This window comes from Cloacibacterium normanense (assembly GCF_003860565.1).
Lineage (GTDB): Bacteria > Bacteroidota > Bacteroidia > Flavobacteriales > Weeksellaceae > Cloacibacterium > Cloacibacterium normanense.
This window is the reverse complement of sequence record NZ_CP034157.1, coordinates 2,556,165-2,577,318: the sequence shown is the minus strand read 5'-3', so window position 1 is coordinate 2,577,318 and position 21,154 is coordinate 2,556,165. Positions and strand designations below refer to the sequence as shown.

The 21,154-nt window shown below is 33.9% G+C and carries 22 protein-coding genes; 10 read left to right on the top strand and 12 right to left on the bottom strand.

Annotated features, from left to right (window positions below; genetic code table 11):
- Position 1: 1 nt before the first annotated feature.
- Positions 2–439 carry a hypothetical protein gene (locus EB819_RS11820; RefSeq protein ID WP_069799664.1) on the bottom strand — a complete coding sequence of 146 codons (438 nt, stop codon included), beginning with the start codon at positions 437–439 and terminating at the stop codon, positions 2–4.
- A gap of 28 nt (positions 440–467) precedes the next feature.
- Between EB819_RS11820 and EB819_RS11815 the strand changes: the two genes are divergently transcribed.
- Positions 468–836 carry a ribosomal maturation YjgA family protein gene (locus EB819_RS11815; RefSeq protein WP_069799666.1) on the top strand — a complete coding sequence of 123 codons (369 nt, stop codon included), beginning with the start codon at positions 468–470 and terminating at the stop codon, positions 834–836.
- On the top strand, positions 833–2,188 hold the full coding sequence (locus tag EB819_RS11810; RefSeq protein WP_069799668.1) for a DUF4403 family protein: 1,356 nt from the start codon (positions 833–835) through the stop codon (positions 2,186–2,188). The genes EB819_RS11815 and EB819_RS11810 overlap by 4 nt, the downstream gene beginning before the upstream one ends.
- Before the next feature lie 95 nt (positions 2,189–2,283).
- Here EB819_RS11810 and EB819_RS11805 read toward each other — a convergent pair whose 3' ends face one another.
- Positions 2,284–3,489 carry a BaiN/RdsA family NAD(P)/FAD-dependent oxidoreductase gene (locus tag EB819_RS11805; protein ID WP_069799670.1) on the bottom strand — a complete coding sequence of 402 codons (1,206 nt, stop codon included), beginning with the start codon at positions 3,487–3,489 and terminating at the stop codon, positions 2,284–2,286.
- A 382-nt stretch (positions 3,490–3,871) separates the two neighbouring features.
- Here EB819_RS11805 and EB819_RS11800 point away from each other — a divergent pair, with 382 nt between their 5' ends.
- Both EB819_RS11800 and thiL read left to right on the top strand, forming a co-directional pair.
- Positions 3,872–4,372 (top strand): acyl-CoA thioesterase, encoded by a 501-nt coding sequence (locus EB819_RS11800; RefSeq protein WP_069799672.1) that lies wholly within the window; start codon positions 3,872–3,874, stop codon positions 4,370–4,372.
- Positions 4,373–4,423: 51 nt separating this feature from the next.
- The gene (gene thiL / locus EB819_RS11795) at positions 4,424–5,476 is read left to right on the top strand and encodes a thiamine-phosphate kinase (protein ID WP_069799674.1); all 1,053 of its coding nucleotides are present in this window, start codon (positions 4,424–4,426) and stop codon (positions 5,474–5,476) included.
- 90 nt (positions 5,477–5,566) lie between these two features.
- Here the strand turns inward: thiL and EB819_RS11790 are convergent, their stop codons facing one another.
- Positions 5,567–6,418, bottom strand: a complete 852-nt coding sequence (locus tag EB819_RS11790) for a UDP-2,3-diacylglucosamine diphosphatase (RefSeq protein WP_069799676.1) — start codon at positions 6,416–6,418, stop codon at positions 5,567–5,569.
- Between the two features lie 103 nt (positions 6,419–6,521).
- On the bottom strand, positions 6,522–7,772 hold the full coding sequence (gene pepT, locus EB819_RS11785) for a peptidase T (protein WP_069799678.1): 1,251 nt from the start codon (positions 7,770–7,772) through the stop codon (positions 6,522–6,524).
- 301 nt (positions 7,773–8,073) lie between these two features.
- Here pepT and EB819_RS11780 point away from each other — a divergent pair, with 301 nt between their 5' ends.
- The 3 genes from EB819_RS11780 (at position 8,074) to EB819_RS11770 (ending at position 10,597) form a co-directional block, all read left to right on the top strand.
- Positions 8,074–8,919, top strand: a complete 846-nt coding sequence (locus EB819_RS11780; RefSeq protein ID WP_069799680.1) for a hydroxymethylglutaryl-CoA lyase — start codon at positions 8,074–8,076, stop codon at positions 8,917–8,919.
- A 225-nt stretch (positions 8,920–9,144) separates the two neighbouring features.
- A complete protein-coding gene (locus EB819_RS11775; RefSeq protein ID WP_069799682.1) occupies positions 9,145–10,044 on the top strand; it encodes a sulfurtransferase in 900 nt (299 codons plus the stop codon).
- Position 10,045: 1 nt separating this feature from the next.
- The gene (locus tag EB819_RS11770) at positions 10,046–10,597 is read left to right on the top strand and encodes a GNAT family N-acetyltransferase (RefSeq protein ID WP_069799684.1); all 552 of its coding nucleotides are present in this window, start codon (positions 10,046–10,048) and stop codon (positions 10,595–10,597) included.
- A 54-nt stretch (positions 10,598–10,651) separates the two neighbouring features.
- Here EB819_RS11770 and EB819_RS11765 read toward each other — a convergent pair whose 3' ends face one another.
- From EB819_RS11765 to EB819_RS11735, 7 genes are read right to left on the bottom strand one after another with little or no spacing between them, the layout of a single operon-like run.
- A complete protein-coding gene (locus EB819_RS11765) occupies positions 10,652–10,981 on the bottom strand; it encodes an SUF system Fe-S cluster assembly protein (RefSeq protein ID WP_069799686.1) in 330 nt (109 codons plus the stop codon).
- 21 nt (positions 10,982–11,002) lie between these two features.
- On the bottom strand, positions 11,003–11,701 hold the full coding sequence (locus EB819_RS11760) for a 3'-5' exonuclease (RefSeq protein WP_069799688.1): 699 nt from the start codon (positions 11,699–11,701) through the stop codon (positions 11,003–11,005).
- Between the two features lie 27 nt (positions 11,702–11,728).
- Complete coding sequence (locus EB819_RS11755) at positions 11,729–12,238, bottom strand: hypothetical protein (RefSeq protein WP_069799690.1); 510 nt, start codon at positions 12,236–12,238, stop codon at positions 11,729–11,731.
- Positions 12,239–12,259: 21 nt separating this feature from the next.
- Positions 12,260–13,552 (bottom strand): Fe-S cluster assembly protein SufD, encoded by a 1,293-nt coding sequence (sufD, locus tag EB819_RS11750; protein WP_069799692.1) that lies wholly within the window; start codon positions 13,550–13,552, stop codon positions 12,260–12,262.
- A gap of 18 nt (positions 13,553–13,570) precedes the next feature.
- Positions 13,571–14,314 (bottom strand): Fe-S cluster assembly ATPase SufC, encoded by a 744-nt coding sequence (gene sufC / locus EB819_RS11745; protein ID WP_069799694.1) that lies wholly within the window; start codon positions 14,312–14,314, stop codon positions 13,571–13,573.
- Positions 14,315–14,338: 24 nt separating this feature from the next.
- A complete protein-coding gene (gene sufB, locus EB819_RS11740; protein WP_069799696.1) occupies positions 14,339–15,787 on the bottom strand; it encodes a Fe-S cluster assembly protein SufB in 1,449 nt (482 codons plus the stop codon).
- 2 nt (positions 15,788–15,789) lie between these two features.
- The gene (locus EB819_RS11735) at positions 15,790–16,119 is read right to left on the bottom strand and encodes a HesB/IscA family protein (RefSeq protein ID WP_069799698.1); all 330 of its coding nucleotides are present in this window, start codon (positions 16,117–16,119) and stop codon (positions 15,790–15,792) included.
- A gap of 142 nt (positions 16,120–16,261) precedes the next feature.
- Between EB819_RS11735 and EB819_RS11730 the strand changes: the two genes are divergently transcribed.
- The 3 genes from EB819_RS11730 (at position 16,262) to EB819_RS11720 (ending at position 20,281) form a co-directional block, all read left to right on the top strand.
- Positions 16,262–17,089 carry a GLPGLI family protein gene (locus EB819_RS11730; protein WP_069799950.1) on the top strand — a complete coding sequence of 276 codons (828 nt, stop codon included), beginning with the start codon at positions 16,262–16,264 and terminating at the stop codon, positions 17,087–17,089.
- Positions 17,090–17,165: 76 nt separating this feature from the next.
- Positions 17,166–17,537 (top strand): hypothetical protein, encoded by a 372-nt coding sequence (locus EB819_RS11725; protein WP_069799700.1) that lies wholly within the window; start codon positions 17,166–17,168, stop codon positions 17,535–17,537.
- Between the two features lie 74 nt (positions 17,538–17,611).
- Entirely contained in the window at positions 17,612–20,281 is a 2,670-nt protein-coding gene (locus EB819_RS11720) for a TonB-dependent receptor domain-containing protein (RefSeq protein ID WP_069799952.1), read from the top strand.
- 54 nt (positions 20,282–20,335) lie between these two features.
- On the opposite strand, the gene EB819_RS11715 is transcribed toward EB819_RS11720, so the two are convergent.
- Positions 20,336–21,076, bottom strand: coding sequence for a murein L,D-transpeptidase catalytic domain family protein (locus EB819_RS11715; RefSeq protein ID WP_069799702.1), 741 nt, complete (start codon positions 21,074–21,076; stop codon positions 20,336–20,338).
- Positions 21,077–21,154 lie beyond the last annotated feature (78 nt).

The window sequence follows — 21,154 nt, the reverse complement described above, 5'->3', positions numbered from 1 at the left end:
ATTATTTAAAATTCATACTGAGTGGCATTCTTAATATGTGTCTTACCACTAAGTTGTTCACTTTTGCTGGAGCATATTTCGTTTTGATGGATTTTAGCGTTCTTTCAGCTTCTTTGTTGAAAGATTCATTTTCTCCGATAGCTTTTACATATACAATGCTTCCATCTACTTCTACTACATAATACACCACCGTTTTCAGCGTTCCACCATCTGTTTTTTCTAAAGCAGAAGCATCAAAATTCTGAGAAAATTCTTTTCTAAAAGCACTCATTCCTCCTGGAAATGAAGGTTCGGTGTCTATCATAAAAGTAACGGTAGAAATATCTACTAAATTGGCCACTTCTATGGGAATATCTTCTTTACTTAAATTTTTAATAGGCTCTTGTGCGAAAAATACACCCATAAAAAATACAGCTGTTAATACAATAATTTTTTTCATCGTTTGTTTTTATCAAAGATACAATAATATGATTTTTAATTACAAATATTTCTTAACAACTATATTTCTATTTCTAGCAGAGGTTTCCATCGCTACCTTTTTCAAGGATATTTTTTGGTTGCGAGCTTATTTTGGTGATGTTTTGGTGGTGATTTTGATTTATACTTTTATGCTAACTTTCCTTGAAATTAAAAACAAAATGCTCCTCAATATTGGTATTTTCTTATTTGCTTGTGTCATAGAATTTGCTCAATATTTTCATTTCGCAGAATGGCTTGGGTTAAAAGACAACAAAATTGCCATGATTGTCCTCGGAAATTCTTTTTCTTGGATTGATATTTTGTGCTATGCAATGGGTTCTTTTTGTATTTTTACTTTCCATAAGATTTTAAAATGAGACTATCACTTCTATTCATATTTTTATCCATTTTTGGATTTTCACAAACTGGAACTTATCAATTTCCTAAGATTCCTTCTAGCATTTCCGTGCCGATTTCTTTGCCGATTTCAGAAATCCAAAGATTAACGAATCAATCCATCACAGGAACACTTTACGAAGACCAATCTTATGAAAATAATGACAATGACCAACTGAAAACCAAAGTAGAAAAAGATGGCGAAATCACGATGAAAGCATTAACCAACAACCGATTACTATTTTCTGTTCCGCTTAAAATCTGGGCAGAAAAAGGCATCGGAACGCTCGGTTTGTATTCTTATCAAGAAACCCAATTCAGAGTGGTGATGAATTTTATTTCATCCGTAGAATTTTCACAAAATTGGCAAGTGAAAACCACTACTTCTACCGCTGGTTTTGTGTGGCGAGAAAAACCGGTCTTAGATTTTGGGAAAATAAAATTTCCTTTAGCCAGCGTCATCGAAAAAATTCTGGTGAAACAACAAAAAGATTTTACCACTGTAATTGATGCGCAAATCCAACAAAAAATGAATCTTCAACCGTATATTATCAAAGTGTGGAATAATTTTTCTGAACCAATGAAGATTTCTGATGAATACAACACTTGGCTAAAAATTACGCCTCAAACCGTAAAAATGTCGCCACTAGAAATTTACCTTGACAAGATGAAAACTACAGTTTCCATTGATTTGTTCTCGGAAACTTTTGTGGGAACCAAACCTTCGAAAAATCCTTTGGTGAATGCGGTTCCTTATTTTACCCCAGCGCAAAATTTAGGCAAAGAATTTTTACTCAAAACCACCACGAATATTCCTTTTTCTGAAGCTACAGCGATTGCCCAAAAACAATTTCAAGGCAAAGAATTTCCTTTTAACGAAGGGAAATCAAAAATTAAAGTAGAAGACATAAAAGTCTATGCTGAAAACGAAAATGTAGTCATCGAAATTCAAACTTCAGGAAAAGTAAATGGCATTTCTTATATCAAAGGAAAACTCGTTTATGACGCCCAGAAACATAAAATAGGATTCACCAAATCTGATTTTAAACTGAAAACCAAAAATATTTTTCACAAAGCGATTACTTCACTTTTTGAAGGAAAAATCGTGAAAATGATTGAACAAGACTACGGAATTCCGTTTTTAGACCTCGAAAACGCATCAAAAAAATCTATTGAAGAAAGCTTCAACAAAGAATACCAAAAAGGATTTAAACTTTCGGGAAAAGTAATGGATTTTAAACCTACAGAATTCTTAATTTCTGATGAACATATTACAACGGTAGTTGATACTTATGCAAAAGTAGAACTGAAAATCGAAGGAATGAGTTTTTAGAATTTCATGCAGTTGTCATTCTGAATGCATCGTAGCGAAATGAAGAATCTTATCAAAATAGATTCTTATTTCGTTCAGAATGACAAAAATGCTTCTTATTTAGCATTCAAATCCTGCGCAATCAGCCATGCTTCGCTCCAACAAGCTTGGAAATTAAAACCACCAGTTACAGCGTCAATATTCAGAACTTCTCCTGCAATATAAAAATTTTCTAAAATTTTAGATTCCATCGTTTTGAAGTTTATCTCCTTCAAATCTACACCACCTGCAGTTACAAATTCATCTTTAAAGGTAGATTTCCCCTTGACTTGCATTGTGTTTTCGCAAAGATTTTCTAGAATTTTTTGGAGTTCTTGCTTGGTGATGTGCGAAATATTTTTCTCCAAATCTATCTTAGACAACCAAAGAATTCTGTGCCAAAAACGATTCGTAATCTCAAAAATTTTAGAATTTCCGATAGTTTTTTTAGGGTTTTCTTCTCTGTAATTTTTGAAAACTTCTTCCGCTTGTTCTTTGTCTATGCCTATGAAATTGACTTTAATTTCAAAATTGTATTTCAAATCGGAAAGTTCTCTCGCTTTCCACGCAGAAAGTTTTAAAATTGCAGGGCCAGAAAGTCCCCAATGTGTAATGAGAAGAGGCCCAGATTCTTCCATTTTTAATTTTGGAATAGAAACTTCTGCATGAGGAAAACTCGTTCCCATTAAATCATTCAGCACATCATTTTTGATATTAAAAGTAAATAATGACGGAACTGGCGAAACAATTTTATGCCCTAAATTTTCAATCATTTTCAAAGATTTCGGCGAACTTCCTGTGGTATAAATCACATAATTGGTGAGGATTTCTCCTTCTTTGGTGATGATTTTATACCCTTCTTCTAATCTCTGAATTTCTAAAACGACCGATTGTGTTTTGATTTCAAAATTTTTAGCCTGAACTTCTTTCAAGAAACAATCCATAATGGTTTGAGAGGAATTACTTTCTGGGAAAATTCTATTATCACCTTCTATTTTCAACGAAACATTTCGTTGAGCAAACCAATCCATCGTATCTCCTGGTTGAAATTTGTGAAAAACGCTTAATAATTCTTTATTTCCTCTCGGGTAAAATTTCACCAATTCTCTAGGATCAAAACAAGCGTGAGAAACATTGCATCTTCCTCCACCAGAAATTTTTACTTTTTGCAGTGTTTCGTTGTTTTGTTCTAAAATCGTTACGTTGAATTTATTTTCGTCGAGGTTTGCAGCACAGAAAAATCCAGCTGCTCCTCCTCCAATAATGGTAATTTTCTTTTTCATTTTTTATATGTTCTTTTGTCTTGAAACAAAAGAACCAAAAGTTCAAGACTTGAATTCTCGGCTAAAATTTGCTACAAAATTCTAAAATCCCTGAAACTCGCTTTGCTCAAACAGCAGGAATTTTTCAACGAATTTTATCTCAAATTTTATACGCCTCCGAATTCATAGGTCGTTATAATAATTTTCTGCAAAAATACGATTTTTTAAAACCATGATTATTGCGTATTTTTGAGGCTTGAAAAAAATATGATTTTATAACGGAATTGCGCCCCGAGTTGAGTGGAGCTCTCCCGAGAAAATATTTTTTAAAGAATGTAAAAAATATTTTTTTCGGGAAGCGGGAACGGAACGAGGAATTTGGCGCCATAAAAAATAAAAATTTATGATTTACTACCATAAACACGAAGTTCGCTGGAGCGATATAGATGCCAACAGACATTTAGCCAACTCTTCTTATGTGCAATATTGTGCGCAAACGAGAATGGCTTTTATGACGAAGCATAAAATGGGAGTGGCACAACTCAACAGATGGGGAATTGGCCCTGTGATTTTGCATGAAAGATATTCTTTTTTCAAAGAGGTTTACGCTGACCAAGAAGTGATTGTTTCGCTAGAAATTTCTGGAAGTTCTGAAGACGCAAGTATTTACCAATTTACACACAAGTTCTATTTACCAGACGGAACTCACTGTGCAACTGCCGAAGCAACGGGAGTTTGGATTGATATGATGCTGAGAAAAACCACGACTCCACCAGATGATATTTTGGTAGTGATGAATGATTTTAAGACAGAAAACACCAAATTATTATCAAGAGAAGACATTAAAGCATTGCCTTTCCGTCCGGAAAATATAGATGCAAGTTTAATGGATTTAAATCGTTAAATTTTAAAAATTTAGAGTCAAAATTTTTGGCTCATTTTACGCTTTACAATTATGTTAGAAGATAAAAAACCTCAATTAACGCCCATTTCTGAATTAGGAGAATTTGGATTGATTAAACACCTTACCGAAAATTTTTCGATTAAAAATTCTTCCACTGAACGTTCTATTGGTGATGATGCTGCAATCATCAATCCTGAAGGGAAAAAGGTAGTGATTACGTCTGATGTTTTAGCAGAAGGAGTACATTTTAATTTGGGCTATGTTCCATTGAAACATTTAGGATACAAAGCAGTAGTGGTGAACTTGAGCGATATTGCCGCAATGAACGCTGTTCCTACACAGATTTTGGTTTCTATGGCGGTTTCTAACAGATTTCCCGTGGAAGCTCTTGATGAAATTTACGATGGAATTTACAGAGCTTGCGAAAAATACAATGTAGATTTGGTGGGTGGAGATACTACCAGTTCTACCTCTGGTTTGGTAATTACGATTACTGCAATTGGATTAGAAAATTCTGAAAATTTAGTTACCAGAAATGGTGCTAAAACCAATGATTTATTAGTAGTTACTGGAGATTTAGGTGGCGCTTATATGGGTTTACAAATTTTGGAAAGAGAACATTCTGTTTATCTCGCCAATCCGAATATGCAACCCGAAATGGAAGGCTACGATTACATTTTGGAACGTCAGTTAAAACCTGAAGCAAGAACTGACATCAAGAAAACGTTAGAAGAACTCGACATAAAACCGACTTCTATGATTGATGTTTCTGATGGTTTAGCTTCGGAAATACTGCATCTTTCTGACCAAAGTAAAGTGGGTTTCAGATTGTATGAAGAAAAAATTCCTTTGGATACACTTACGATTACTACAGCAGATGAATTTAACCTGAATCCTGCAATGTGTGCTTTAAGCGGTGGAGAAGATTATGAATTGTTGTTCACCATTTCTCCAAATGATTACGAAAAACTAAGAAATCATCCAGATTTTACTGTAATTGGTCACGCTGTAGATTTGGAACAGGGTAATTTTATGGTTTTACGAGGAAGCAATGAACTGGCGCAAATTACCGCACAAGGTTGGGATGCTTTTTTGAAGAAATAAATTTCTAAGGAAAATCTCTCGCAGATTTTACGGATTAAGCAGATTATCAAATAATCATCTGCTAGATTTGCTAAATCTGCGAGAATTAATTTAAACTTTTTGAGTTGCAAATTCTGCAAAAACTTTCGGGTGAATCAGTTCTTCCATATTGACTGAAATATCATTTTTCTCAATAATAGGCTTTTCAAAATCTTTTTCGTTAAAGAATTTTAAACTCCATTCTCCATGATTGTATTCTAACCAAGAGAGATTTTCAATCCAATCGCCTGAATTCAGGTAATGAACACTTCCTTTTTCCGTTGTCCAAATTTTATCAGCAGGTTGATGAATATGTCCGCAAATCACATAATCATAATGATTGTTGATGGCAATTTCAGTGGCTTTTTTTTCAAAATCTCCAATAAATTTCACCGCTTTTTTCACCGAATTTTTTACTTTTTTAGAAAGCGAAACTTTTCCTTTCCCAAATTTTTCTAAAATCCAATTAATAGCTCTATTCACCAAAATCAGCCAATCATAACCCATTCCTCCTAATTTGGCAATGAATTTAGCTCCGCCAGAAGTAGTATGGTCAAAAACGTCTCCGTGAAAAATCCAATGTTTTTTTCCTTCAATTTCTAGTAAATATTTATCGGTAAGGAATAAATTTCCCATTGATAAATCGGTATATTTTCTTAAAAATTCGTCGTGATTTCCTGTAATGTAAATTACCTGAGTTCCTTTTTTCATCATTTTGAAAAATTCACTCAAAACCGACATATGAGAATTGGGAAAATATCTTTTAGAAAAAGCCCAACCGTCAATTACATCACCATTGAGAATCAACACTTTCGGAGAAACACTTTTGAGATACGCCACCAATTCTTTGGCATGACAACCATACGTTCCCAAATGAATGTCTGATAAAACAACTACTTCTACTTCGCGTTTTTGTTTTGCCATAAATAGTTTTTGTAAAATTAGGCTAGAAGTGTTAATTAGTGATTAACAGAGTTTTAAATTTTAATCCTTCAAGGATTTAGAATCCTTGAAGGATTGTGATTATTTATTTCCTCGCTTTCGCGATATTCACAATTACTTTCACAGCTTTTTCCATAGACTCTAGCGCCACATATTCATACGGCCCGTGGAAATTTTCTCCACCTGCAAAAATATTTGGACAAGGCAATCCCATGTAAGACAATTGCGCACCATCAGTTCCACCTCTAATTGCTTTAATTTTCGGTTCTATGTTAGCGTCTTTCATCGCTTGTTCTGCAATTTCTACAATGTGCATTTTGCCTTCAAATTGCTGTTTCATATTTCTGTACTGCTCTTTAATTTCAATTTCGGCAGTATTTTCACCGTGTTTTGCATTAAATTCTGCTACTTTTTCGGTGATGAATTTCTTTCTGTTTTCAAATTTTTCAGCATCGTGGTCTCTGATAATGTATTGTAATTTCGCTTCGGAAACATCACCTTTAATTTCCATTAAATGATAAAAACCTTCAAAACCTTTTGTTGTAGATGGTGTTTCATTAGCAGGTAACATCTGTGCAAATTCCACTGCAAGAAGTCCTGCATTTTTCATTTGACCAAAAGCATAACCTGGATGTACAGAAAGTCCATTGATTTTCACCACTGCTCCTGCTGCATTGAAATTCTCGAATTCTAGTTCTCCCACTTCACTTCCGTCCAATGTATACGCATATTCTGCCCCGAATTTCGCTACATCAAATTTGTGTGCACCTCTTCCGATTTCTTCATCTGGTGTGAAACCTATCGCAATTCTTCCGTGTTTTATTTCTGGATGCGCCAAAAGATATTCTGCAGCGGTTACAATTTCTGCAACTCCCGCTTTGTCATCAGCTCCAAGAAGTGAAGTTCCGTCTGTAGTAATCAATGTTTTTCCAACATATTTTTTCAGACTTGGGAATTTTTCAGAAGAAAGCGTGAAACCCGTTTCTTGGTTGAGCAACAAATCTCCACCGTTGTAATCTTCCCAAATTTGTGGATTTACATCTTTCCCGTTAAAATCTGGTGAAGTATCATAATGTGCAATAAAACCCACTGTTGGCTCATTTTCAGAAATATTAGAAGGAACATACGCCATGATGTAACCATTTTCGTCCATAGAAACATCAGAAAGTCCTAAATCTTGCAATTCTTGGAAGATGTATTTCGCAATGTCCCATTGCTGTGGAGAAGAAGGCGTAGTTTCGCTTTCAGCATCACTGGTGGAATATATTTTAACATAAGTCAGAAAACGGTTCAGAAGACGCATTTTCCATTCGTGATTGAATTCTATTGTCTGCATTTCTTAATTTTATTTCTCACAAATTTACAGATTTTTGACGGGATGATAGATGTTAGATGATGGATGTTTCTTAAAAAATATTTGGCGCCAAATTCCAGCTTTCGCTACTCGCTTTTTTTCTAAAAATTCATCCTCTTAGCCATCTTTTCAAAATTTTTAGAAAAAAGAGCTCAAACATGCCGCTCAATCTGGGGCGCAGTTTGGCACACAGAATCAAGGGTTTTCATAAAATTGACTTTCCATTTTCTTTTGGTCAAAAAAATCGTATTTTTAGGCAAGAAATAAAATCTAAAAATTAGAAATGTTTTTAACTGAATGTCCACGAGACGCCATGCAAGGTTGGGGAGAATTTATTCCCACTCAAAAAAAGATTGATTACATTAATGCATTGATGGAAGTAGGCTTTGATGTACTCGATTGTGGAAGTTTCGTGTCGCCAAAAGCCATTCCTCAAATGGCAGATACTAAAGACGTAATCCCCGAAATTCAGAAAAAAAATAACACCAAAATTTCTGTCATCGTTGCCAATCTTTCTGGAGCAGAACGAGCCTTGAAGCATGAAAATATAGATATTTTAGGCTTTCCTTTTTCTATTTCTGAAACGTTTCAGTACAGAAACACCAATAAAAACCAAGAAGAAGCGTATGAAGAAATTGTTAAAATTTGGGAGTTAGTACAATCCGAAAACAGAGAATTGAACCTTTATTTTTCTATGGCTTTCGGAAATCCTTATGGCGAAATCTGGAAATGGCAAGATGTAGAATTTTGGGCTAAAAGATTTGCGGAAATTGGCATCAAAAACATTTTGCTTTCAGACACTACAGGAACTGGTAACGTAGAGCGAATTTCGCAATTGTTTGAAAAAATTCCTGCGCAGTTTCCTGATATTCATTTCGGAGCACATTTTCATAATAAATACGAAGATTCTTACGTAAAACTGAAAGCGGCTTATGATCAAGGTTGCAGAAGATTTGACTCTGCGATTAAAGGAATTGGCGGTTGTCCTTATGCAAAAGATGATTTAGTAGGAAATATGCCAACGGAACAAGTCATAAATTTTATGGCATCTGAAAAAATAAACCACAAACTGAATCTTCTTAATTTTGAAGCAGCTTGGAATAGAGCAAAAGATATTTTTAAGTTTTAAATAAAATATAATGATAGAAACCTTTGAAGAAAGTCCAGTTTTAGCAAGTTTAGGCTTAGTTACTTTCATCATTGTTATCTTCTCTGTGTTTGTAATTCCAGTGATGGTAATAATATCAACCTATAATTTCTTCAAAAAAAGAGGCAATAAAAAACTGTCAATATTAATTCCAAGTTTACTGCTATTAATACACATTTTCTTAATTTCATATATAATATTCTTTCAATGAAACCCATCATCACTGCAACCGAACTTTCAGAAATTTTCCATCAAGAAAACTTAGTGATTCTTGATGCTAGAACGGGAAAAGATGCCCGTGAAAATTACCTGCAAAATCACATCAAAGGTGCTAGGTTTATCGACCTTGACAAAGATTTAGCAGAAATTGGCGAAGATGCAGCTTTCGGAGGAAGGCATCCCTTGCCAAAGATTTCAAAATTTGCAGAGACTCTACAAAATTTAGGAATTTCTGAAGATTCACACCTTGTGGTTTATGACACTTCTAACGGTGCAAATGCAGCGGCTCGTTGTTGGTGGATGTTAAAATCTTTTGGAATTGAAAAAGTTCAGGTTTTGAGTGGTGGATTTAAAACGGCAGAAAAGACCGGGATTCCTTTAAAATCTGGTGAAGAAATTTTTGAAAAAACTTCTTTTATATTGAAAGAAAATTGGAGTTGGCCAACCTCAACTTTGGAAGAGGTAGAAAAAGAAATTACCGAAAATTCTGCTACCGTCATAGATGTAAGAGATGCTTACAGATACCGTGGAGAAAGCGAACCGATAGATTTAGTTGCAGGACATATTCCTGGCGCAATCAATATTCCTTTTTCTGAAAATTTAGATGAAAATGGCGAGTTTCTTTCTCCTGAAATTTTGAAGGAAAAATATCAACAATTTTTGGCCGATGCTTCGCCACAGCTAAACATGACAAAAAAATTAATCATTCACTGTGGTTCTGGCGTTACTGCTTGTCATACGATTTTGGCTTTAGACTATGCTGGTTTCGTCACACTGAGCACAGACAGAAAGTCTGCGGACGAAGTCCTCGAAGTGCCGAATTTATATGTAGGTTCTTGGAGCGAATGGAGCCGAAGAGAAGGAAAAGAAATTGCTAAAGGTGTATAAAATGATTTACAAATTTTCTGAAACAGATGAAGAATTGAAACAAATTCTTCAATTACAAGCCCAAAACCATAAGGATTCTGTAGATGAAGACACCAAAGCAAAACAAGGCTTCGTTACGGTAAAGCATTCATTTTCAGAAATAAAAGCATTAAACAACATAGAGAAACACACAATTCTGAAAGTCGATAACCAAGTAGAAGCGTATGTTTTAGCAATGACTAAAAAATCTAAAAACTTAATTCCAATTCTAGAGCCAATGTTTAAAATTTTTGATGAAATTTTTTACAAAAACAAGAAAATTTCTGATTATAATTACATGGTTTGTGGACAAGTTTGTGTGGGAGAAAAAGTAAGAGGTAAAGGTGTTTTTGATGAAATTTACCAATTTTACAGAGAAAATTTAGAAAAAGACTATGATTTTTGCATCACAGAAATTGCAGTAAATAATACTCGTTCTATACGTGCACACGAAAGGATAGGCTTTAAAACCATACATCGTTACACTGATGTCTTTGGAATAGATTGGTTAGTGGTTTTATGGGATTGGAGATAAAAAAAACACCTAATAATTTGGTGTTTTTAATTTTTATCTGTGAAATGATTGGGATTAAAAAAGAATTCCCAATTCAAATTTTGCTTCTTCACTCATCATGTCTTTGTTCCAACTTGGCTCAAAAGTCAATTCTAAATCTACAGATTTTACATTTTCTACAGCCGCAACTTTTTCTTTTACTTCTTGAGGTAGAGATTCTGCTACAGGACAATTCGGCGTAGTAAGAGTCATCACCACTTTTACATCTCCATCTTCAGAAATTTGCACATCATAAACCAATCCCAATTCGTAGATATCTACAGGAATTTCTGGATCGAAAACGGTTTTTAAGGCTTTAATGATATTTTCACCTATATCTGCAATTTGTTCGTCTGTATATTTCATAATTCTTAATACATTTGAGATTTAATCTTCTCTTCTTTCTAATAAATCTTCTTGTCTCATTTTGCGAAAGATATTGGCCAAAGTTAGCACATCTTTTTCGCAATATTTTACAATTCTCGGCAAGTCTTTTTCTATATAATAAATAGACGAAACCATAGAACCATCTATATCATCTTTGGGAGTAGGAACGCCAAAAATATGCGCCATTAATTCCAAAGAAATAAAACTTTTCCAATCACCAAATTTCCACAATTCCATCGTATCAAGATGCGGGATTTCCCAAGGTTTTTTTCCAAACATCTGGAATGGAATTGGTGGTTGCATTCCATTAATGAGAAATCTTCTAGCAATCCAAGGAAAATCAAATTCTTTTCCGTTGTGTGCACACAAAATTACGTTTTGCAACTTCGGGCGATTGAAAATTTCTCCAAATTCTTTTAATAATTCTTCTTCATGGTCTCCTGCAAAACTTCTGATGAGAATTTTATTATTTTTATCGTAAATCCCAATAGAAATGCAAATAATTTTACCAAATTCTGCCATTATTCCAGCTCTATCTCTGTAAAAATCTTCGGCAGAAATATCTTCTTCTCTTTGTCTTGCAGTTTTTTTGTCCCAAAGTTTTTGTTCGGCTTCAGAAAGTTCTGCAAAATTACTTACTTGCGGAACGGTTTCTATATCCAGAAAAAGCACTTTTTCTATCGGAATATTTTTTATCATTTTGGTTGGTTTTAGTTTTTTTTAAAATTATGGTTGAACAGATATAAGTTCCTCCACTTCTTTTTTCTGTTCGGCATATTTCTGCTGCAATTCAGAACCTTCTCCCATTCTTTTGTAATATTCTAAAGCTTTACCACCAAATTGTTTAATGTAAAAAGGCGAAAGCTCAGGAATTTGTGGAAAAACTTTATGAAAAAGCATTTCATAATAAGCTTGAAATTCTCTTTCATTTTTATCTTCCACTAGAGAATTTGGGTCTTTTTGACGAACATGAAGCATTTCGTGAGCCACCATATTCAAAACCAATTTGATATCAAAATCAAACAAATTTCTAGGAATTTTTACGATTTGTTTTTCTCCTATTTCTCCTTCTGCAGTTAATAAAAGTCCATCATTTTTCAGTTCATCTCTGAACGCAAAACCTGCAAAATTCTCATGTTCTAAGTCGAAATTTCTAATCAGATACTTGGCTGCATCTAAAATTTGGTTACTTTCTTTATAAGCATTAAGATGTAAATTAACTTGTTCTAAATTCATTTCTTAACGAAAATATGAATTTTAATCTAAATCTTCAAAAGCAATTTCTACTTCTAATTTTTCAGCCAAAAGTTTAGAAATTTTCAACTTTAAAGGCTCAATATCAATGTTTTGCATCGCATCATTCGCAAAAGCGTATAATAACAATGCTTGTGCTTCTTTTTTAGAAATTCCTCTCGCTCTTAGATAAAATAAAGCATCTTCATTCAGCTGACCAACCGTACAACCGTGAGAACATTTTACATCATCTGCGAAAATTTCTAACTGAGGTTTCGTATCAATTGTAGCACCTTCGTCTAACAAAATATTATTGTTTTGCTGATAAGCATTGGTCTTTTGAGCAATTTTATCTACAAAAACTTTTCCGTTAAAAACGCCATGCGCTTTATCTTTGAAAACACCTTTGTAATTCTGATAAGATTCACAATTCGGTTGGTTATGATGAACCGCAGTGTGATGGTCAACTAGTTGTTCCCCACCAATAATGGTAATTCCGTTCATAAACGAGTTGATGTTTTCTCCGTTATGAATGAAATCTAGATTGTTTCTCACCAATTTTCCACCGAAAGAAAATGTATTTACGGTTGCCAAAGAATCTCTTTCTTGCTTCGCAAAAGTGTGGTCTACCAAATAAGAAGTATCAGAATCATTTTGCAATTTGTGCCAATCTGCTTTTGCGTTTTTGCCTGCAAAAATTTCGGTTACAGAGTTGGTAAACACGTAAGTTTCATCAAAATTATGATGAGATTCTATCACTTCTACTTTCGCACCTTCTTCTACTACCAATAAATTTCTGGTATTATAGAAAGTGTTCTGTTCTTGACTTTGAGAAAGATAGAAAACATGAATTGGCTTTTCTATCACCACATTTTTCGGAACGAGAAGGAAGAAACCATTCTCATGAAGTGCTTCATTAAGATTACAAAAAGCTAAATCTTGATTAGCAATTGTATTGAAGTGATTTTTAATAATTTCTGAATAAGATTCGTGAGAAAGTGCATAATTCAAGGTTAAAAACTCAGCATTTTCTACAGAAATATTCGATAATTCTTTGTGTAATTTTCCATTCACAAAAACAATAAAATCGAAATGTTCTTCGCCAAGGTGAAGTTCATCCAATTGTTTTTTGCTGATAGAATGGTGCTCTGAAGCAGAAAAATTGTAATCTTTTTCTACAATTTCCTTCAGGTTGGTATATTTGTATTCTTCGTCTTTTTTGGTAGGAAAACCTGCGCTCAAGAATTGTTCTAAAGCCTGAAGTTTGCTCCTAGAAAGTGAAGCTTTTTGAAGTTCTATTTGTTCGAATAAACTCATTTTAATTTACAATTTTCATTATTTTAAGAGCCAATCGTATCCTTTTTCTTCGAGTTCTAACGCGAGAGATTTATCACCCGTTTTAATGATTTTTCCGTCTGCTAAAACGTGTACAAAATCTGGCTGAATGTAGTTTAATAATCTTTGGTAGTGCGTAATTAATAGCACTGCATTTCCTTCATTTTTGAAAGCATTTACACCATCAGCTACGATTCTCAGTGCGTCAATATCCAAACCTGAATCGGTTTCATCAAGAATAGCCAATTTAGGATTAAGCATCATCATTTGGAAAATTTCATTTCTTTTCTTTTCGCCACCAGAAAAACCTTCATTCAATGAACGAGAAAGGAAGTCTTTTTTAATTCCTAATAATTCTGATTTTTCACGAACTAAGGCCAACATTTCTTTAGCAGGCATATCTTCTAAACCATTTGCTTTTCTGGTTTCGTTAAGTGCTGCTTTGATGAAATTAGTCACCGTAACTCCCGGAATTTCTACTGGATATTGGAAAGAAAGGAAAATTCCTTTGTGTGCTCTTTCTTCAGGAGCATCTTCTATAATATCTTCTCCTTCGAAAAGAATTTCTCCATCAGTAACTTCGTAATCTTCTTTTCCTGCAATAACAGAAGAAAGGGTAGATTTTCCTGCACCATTTGGTCCCATAATCGCGTGAACCTCGCCTGGTTTTATTTCTAAATTAATTCCTTTCAGAATTTCTACGCCGTCTTCAATTTTGGCGTGTAAGTTATTTATTTTTAACATTTTGTATATTTTCTTATTTAAAGATTATCCTACAGAACCTTCTAATGAAATTTCTAATAATTTCTGTGCTTCAATCGCAAATTCCATTGGTAATTTGTTCAAAACTTCTTTACTGAAACCATTTACAATCAATGCGATGGCTTTTTCTGTATCAATTCCTCTTTGGTTACAGTAGAAAATTTGGTCTTCACCAATTTTAGAAGTTGTAGCTTCGTGTTCTAATTGTGCAGTTGGATCTTTGATTTCGATGTAAGGAAAAGTGTGCGCTCCACATTCATTCCCCATCAAAAGAGAATCACACTGTGAAAAGTTTCTCGCACCTTTTGCAGAAGGCATAACTTTCACCAAACCACGATAAGAATTATTAGATTTCCCTGCCGAAATTCCTTTAGAAATAATCGTAGATTTGGTGTTTTTACCAATGTGAATCATCTTGGTTCCAGTATCTGCATACTGATGATTATTAGTCACTGCAATCGAATAAAATTCGCCAACAGAATTATCACCTTTCAAAATACAAGAAGGATATTTCCATGTTACCGCAGAACCTGTTTCTACTTGAGTCCAAGAAATTTTAGCATTTTTTTCGCATAAACCTCTCTTAGTCACAAAGTTATACACTCCACCTTTTCCGTTTTCGTCTCCTGGAAACCAGTTTTGTACGGTAGAATATTTAATTTCTGCATTGTCCATCGCAATCAATTCTACCACAGCAGCGTGCAATTGGTTTTCATCACGAGCTGGAGCAGTACAACCTTCCAAATAAGAAACGTAACTACCTTCATCGGCAATCACCAAAGTTCTCTCGAACTGACCAGTTCCTGCCTGATTAATTCTGAAATAAGTAGAAAGTTCCATCGGACATTTTACACCTTTCGGAATGTAGCAGAAACTTCCGTCTGAAAATACAGCAGAGTTTAAAGCTGCATAGAAATTGTCTCCTCTTGGAACAACTTTTCCAATATATTTTTGAACCAACTCAGGATATTCTTTAATCGCTTCAGAAATAGAGCAGAAAATAATTCCTTTTTCTTTCAAAGTTGCTTGGAAAGTAGTTTTCACAGAAACCGAATCCATCACAATATCTACTGCAACTCCAGCTAAACGCTTTTGTTCTTCGATATTGATTCCTAACTTCGCAAAAGTTTTCAGTAATTCTGGATCTACTTCATCTAAGCTTGCCAATTCTGGCTTTACTTTCGGAGCAGCGTAATACTTAATCGCCTGAAAATCAGGTTTTTCATATTTAATATTTGCCCAATCTGGCTCTTCCATTTTTTGCCAAATTCTGAAAGATTCTAAACGCCATTCGGTCATCCAACTTGGCTCATTTTTCTTTGCAGAAATCATGCGCACAATTTCTTCAGACAATCCCGTTGGAAAATCTTCATATTCAATATCTGTATAAAAACCAGCTTCGTATTCTTTGGTTTTGAGGTCTTCCCTCAAATCATCTTCTGTATATTTTGCCATACTTATAAACTAAAACTTTCTCCACAACCGCAAGTTCTTGCAGCGTTTGGATTATTAAAAACGAAACCCTTTCCATTCAAACCACCAGAAAACTCTAGCGTGGTTCCAACAAGGTATAAGAATGATTTTTTATCTACCACAATCTTTACCCCATTGTCTTCAAAAACTTGGTCAGCTTCTGTTTTTTCATTGTCGAATTTCAAAACATACTCTAATCCAGAACAACCTCCACTCTTAACGCCAACTCTTATGTAGTCGGTTTCTGGGTTGAAGCCTTCTTCTTTCATCAATTGAGATGCTTTTTCTTTTGCTAAATCTGATACTTTAATCATTATTTTTATTTAGAATGATTTTAGATTGCAAAAATACTACATTTCAAATCAATATCAAATTTGTGGCGAAATATTTGTCTATGTATTTCATAGATAAATTTTAACTTTGGGGAAATTTAATCATCAAAAAGAAAATTTATACATGAAAAAAATAGGAATTTTATTTTTAGGACTCATGTCAGCATTCAGTTTTTCACAAAATACACGTTTTGTGTATCAAGTTTCTATGAAAACAGATTCTACTGCAGCTCCTAAAATAGAAAATGCTTACTTAGACATCTCTACAGAAAAATCTATTTTCTATGGTGAAAAAAGAATGAAAAGAGATTCTACCATTCGTCAAGCGATGGAAACCAGAAATTTCAATTTTGACAGAAATTCTATGGAGCAGTTCAGAACTGCCATCACTTATTCCATCGAAAAAAATCACGCTACCAAAACCATTTCTTATAAAGACAGAATCGCAAGAGACCAATATTGGTATGATGAAGACAGAACCTTTACTTGGAAAATCTTACCAGAAACTGTAAAAATCGGTGAATATGAAACTCAAAAGGCAGAAACTACTTTTGCAGGTAGAAAATGGTTTGCTTGGTTTACTCAAGATCTTCCTTTTATAGATGGCCCTTATAAATTTTCTGGATTGCCAGGATTAATCGTAAAAGTAGAAGACGAAAAAGGAGATTATTCTTTTGACCTGAAAGAAACCAAAAAAATTGCTGAACTTCCTAATTTTGAAAGCAGATTTGGCAATAATATTAAAGTGAAAAGAAGCGAATTCTTAAAACAGCAAGAAAAATTCAATAAAGACCCGATGTCATTTTTTCAAAATCAAGGTGGTGGAGGTTTTGGAGCTCCTGCTCCTCCACAAAGTAGAGATAATTCTAACGAAGCTGATAGACGAAAAAGAATGGAAGAAAGGCTGAAAGAAGAAGCGAAAGCCAACAATAATCCACTGGAAAAGAATTAAAAAAAAAAAGTTAAACTTTGTCAAAAACTCAACAAATGTATTTTGGCAAAGTTTTTTTTATAATTTTGCTCCCGAAATGGCAAAGCATTTAAAAATAATTGTAATGATTTTCGCATTGGGAATGTTCATCGTTCCTAATCAGATGCTTTTTGCTCAAAATACAGAAACTGCTTGTTGTACTACAGAAAAATCCGAGAAAGATTGCTGTAGTGCTTCTAAAAAATCTAGTCCTTGTCACGATACTTCCAAAAAATCACAATCTTGTAATAGCAATTGTGCAAAATGTACTTCTTGCTCATTAAGTGTGGTTTTCTTAGGCGAAGAAACGGACAAATCTCTAGGCGAAATTTCTTCTCACGCAATTTCTAATAAAGTAGAAAATTTCTACTTAGACCCTTATTTATCTCAACTTTCTATTTCGATTTGGCAACCGCCCAAAATAGGTTAAATAAAATTTGTACAGCCATAACTGTGGCTTATTCTGAAAAATTATTTCAACAAAATTTACTTAACTTATTAAAAATGAAAAATATACAGAAAAGTCTTCTGACTTTACTCCTTTTATTCGTATTCCAAATTACCTTTTCACAAATCACCAAAGAAAAAGCTTTAGTAAAAGGCGAATGTGGAATGTGCAAAGACAGAATAGAAAAAACGGCACTAAAATCTGGTGCCAAAACCGCAACTTGGACCGCAGAAACCCAAACCTTAGAAGTAGAATTTGACACTTCTAAAACCTCTTTGGACAAACTTCTGAAAAACATTGCAGATGTAGGTCATGATAACGAAAAGTATAAAACCTCCCAGGACGTTTATGACAATCTACCCGCTTGTTGTCATTACGACAGAACGGTTACTTTTAACAAAAACGAAGAGAAAAACACTCCACAAGTCATTACAACACTAGCAAAAGTGAATGGCGCTTGTGAAATGTGTAAAGAAAGAATAGAAGAAACTGCCAAAAAATCTGGCGCAACTCAAGCAGAATGGAACGCAGAAACACTTCTTCTAAAGTTAGAATTTGACCAAAGCAAAACTTCTTTAGACCAAATTCTAAAGGACATTGCAACAGTAGGCCACGACAATGAAAAATATAAAACAGACGAGAGCACCTACAATGCTTTGCCTGGATGTTGTCATTATGATAGAACAGCCAATATGGAAGAAGCAGTTACTTCTAAAAATTCTGAACACACAGCATCTACGGAAGATCATTCTGAACATAATGCTGAAACAAGCAAAAACGAAAAAATGATAGAGGGAGTAAAACTAACCAAATATCAAGCAGCAACCGCACTCAATAAAAAAGAAGCAGGCTTGGTTTTCAATATTAATTCAAAAGAATTATTGAAAGCGGCTTGTTGTAACCTTTCTGAAAGTTTCGAAACCAATGCAACAGTAGACGTTTCTTTTTCTAACGCTGTTACAGGAACTAAACAGTTGAAAATGCTTGGTTTAGACCAAAAATATACCGCTTTAACCAAAGAACTTTTACCAGAAATTAGAGGATTAGCTTCTGCTTATGGTTTGAATTTCATTCCTGGTCGTTGGATTTCAGGGATTCAATTAACAAAAGGAGGAAGCACCGTAGTAAATGGTTACGAAAGCATTACAGGACAAATCAATACAGAATTTGTAAAATTCAATAAAGAACCAGAAAACTCTGTAAATCTTTTTGCAGATTTTAACGGAAGATACGAAGCGAACATTGTTTCTACATCTAAATTGAATGAAAAATGGGGACAATCTATTTTACTGCACGGAAACGCAACCGTTGGTGAAATGGATGATAATAATGACACATTTCTTGACAGACCAAAAGGAAACCAAATTAATGCAGCTTATTTATTGGATTACAATGATTTAGAAAACTCCGGTTTTGGTTCACATTTTGGGATTCAATATTTAGTAGACAAAAGAATTGCAGGACAAGTGGGATTTGATGACAAACTTCCGCAAATTGCTCAGAATAAATATGGAGTGAATATTGACATCAATCGTTTTCAGGTTTGGAACAAAACAGGTTACATTTTCAAAGGAAAACCTTACCAAAGCATCGGTTTGATGAACCAATTTACTTATCATAAACAAAATAGCTTTTTTGGTCTTAGAAATTATTTCGGAGAACAGAAAACCTATTATTCTAACTTGATTTTCGAATCTATTTTTGGAAATACCAATCATAAATATAAAACAGGAGCAAGTTTCTTATATGATGACTATAATGAAGATTATTTAGCTCAAAATTTCCAAAGAACAGAAACCGTTCCCGGATTGTTTTTCGAATATACTTTAACGGGACTTAAATACACTTTGGTAGCAGGTTCTCGTGTAGATTTTCACAATTTAGCGGGAACTCAATTCACGCCGAGAATTAATTTCAAATATGACTTTTCGCCAAAAACCATTTTGAGACTTTCTGCTGGAAAAGGCTTTAGAACAGCAAATATTTTTGCAGAAAACCAACAGTTTTTTGCATCAAACAGAAGTGTAGAAATTTTACAAAACGGAGGGAAAACATACGGTCTAAAACCAGAAATCGCTTGGAATTATGGAGCAAGCCTACAACAAGATTTCAAACTTTTTGGCAAAAAAGCAAGTTGGATTACAGATTTCTTCAGAACAGATTTCCAAAATCAAGTTTTAGTAGATTTAGAAAATCCTCAGAAAATCGTTTTCTATAATTTAGATGGAAAATCATTTGCCAATTCACTGCAAACGCAATTAGACTTTAGCGTGGCAAAAAATCTAGATTTCAGAGTAGCGTACAAGTATTATGATGTACAAGCAGATTTCGCTAGCGGAAGAAAAGAAATTCCTTTCATGGCGAAAAACAGAGGTTTTTTCAACGCCGCTTATAGCACTAAAAAAGAAGGAAAAGATGCTTTTTGGACCTTTGACACAACCGTTCAATACGTGGGAAAACAGAGAATTCCGAATACTGCTTCTAACCCTCAAAATTTACAGTTGCCAGAATTTTCTGATTCTTATATGACTTGGAATGCTCAAATTGCTCACAATTTCAATAAAAACATCAGAGCGTATTTCGGTGGGGAAAACCTGACTGGAACTCGACAAAAAAATCCGATTGTAGATGCACAAAATCCTTTCGGAAATTATTTTGACGGAGGAATGGTTTATGCGCCCATCATGCCTGCCAATTTTTATGTAGGATTTGATGTAAATTTTTAAACAAATAAAAAAGGATTTCAAAATTTTGAAATCCTTTTTCTTTTATATCAATTACTAAGCATTTAGCCACACTGAAGATGAAAGATAATTTTCGTCTGGATAATAAATAAATATTACGTTTTTATCTTTAATTGTATTGATAATTGGTTTTGCTAACGCTGTCGGAACAGCTGGACAACCCCAACTTCTGCCAATTCTGCGCTGAGATTTTATAAAATCTTCGCTCACATAATCTGCTCCATGCATCACTATAGCACGCTGTAAAGCTCGGTCATTAAAGCCTTTATCCATTCCGTGAAGCTTTAGTGAAAACCCATTACTTCCGTTATAAGTAGATTCTGTAACGTAAAAACCAAGGCTACTTTGCAATGAACTTTCTGTATTCGAAAATTTTCTGGCAAATTCTTCACCCGTGTTTTTTCCGTGGGCTACCAGAGAATTAAACAATATTTTTTTATCATTTAAATCAATTACCCAAAGTCTTTTTTGAGTAGACGAAAGTGAAAAATCACAAACGGTTAAAAGGTGACAGTTTTCATCTATTTTCTCAGCTTTTTTTAAATTATTGAAACCTAAAATTGCTTTTTCAAAAACATCTAATTCTAGTTTATTGGAGTTATTGAATTCTATAGCATGGTATAAAGTTTCAGCTTCGCTAAGTTCTGTTGCTTTACCAGAATTCTTTTCAATTTTAGTTGATAAGGATTTTTTAGAATTAACTTCTAAGTTTGTTTTTTTATAAAATGACGTGGCAATCATCAAAATTGCCGTGAGTAGTAATAGTAATTTCTTCATCGATTTTGGTTTTGGTATTTTTAGTCGGGCAAAAATACAAAACACTATAAACCAACAAATTAAATTAAAATTAATTAA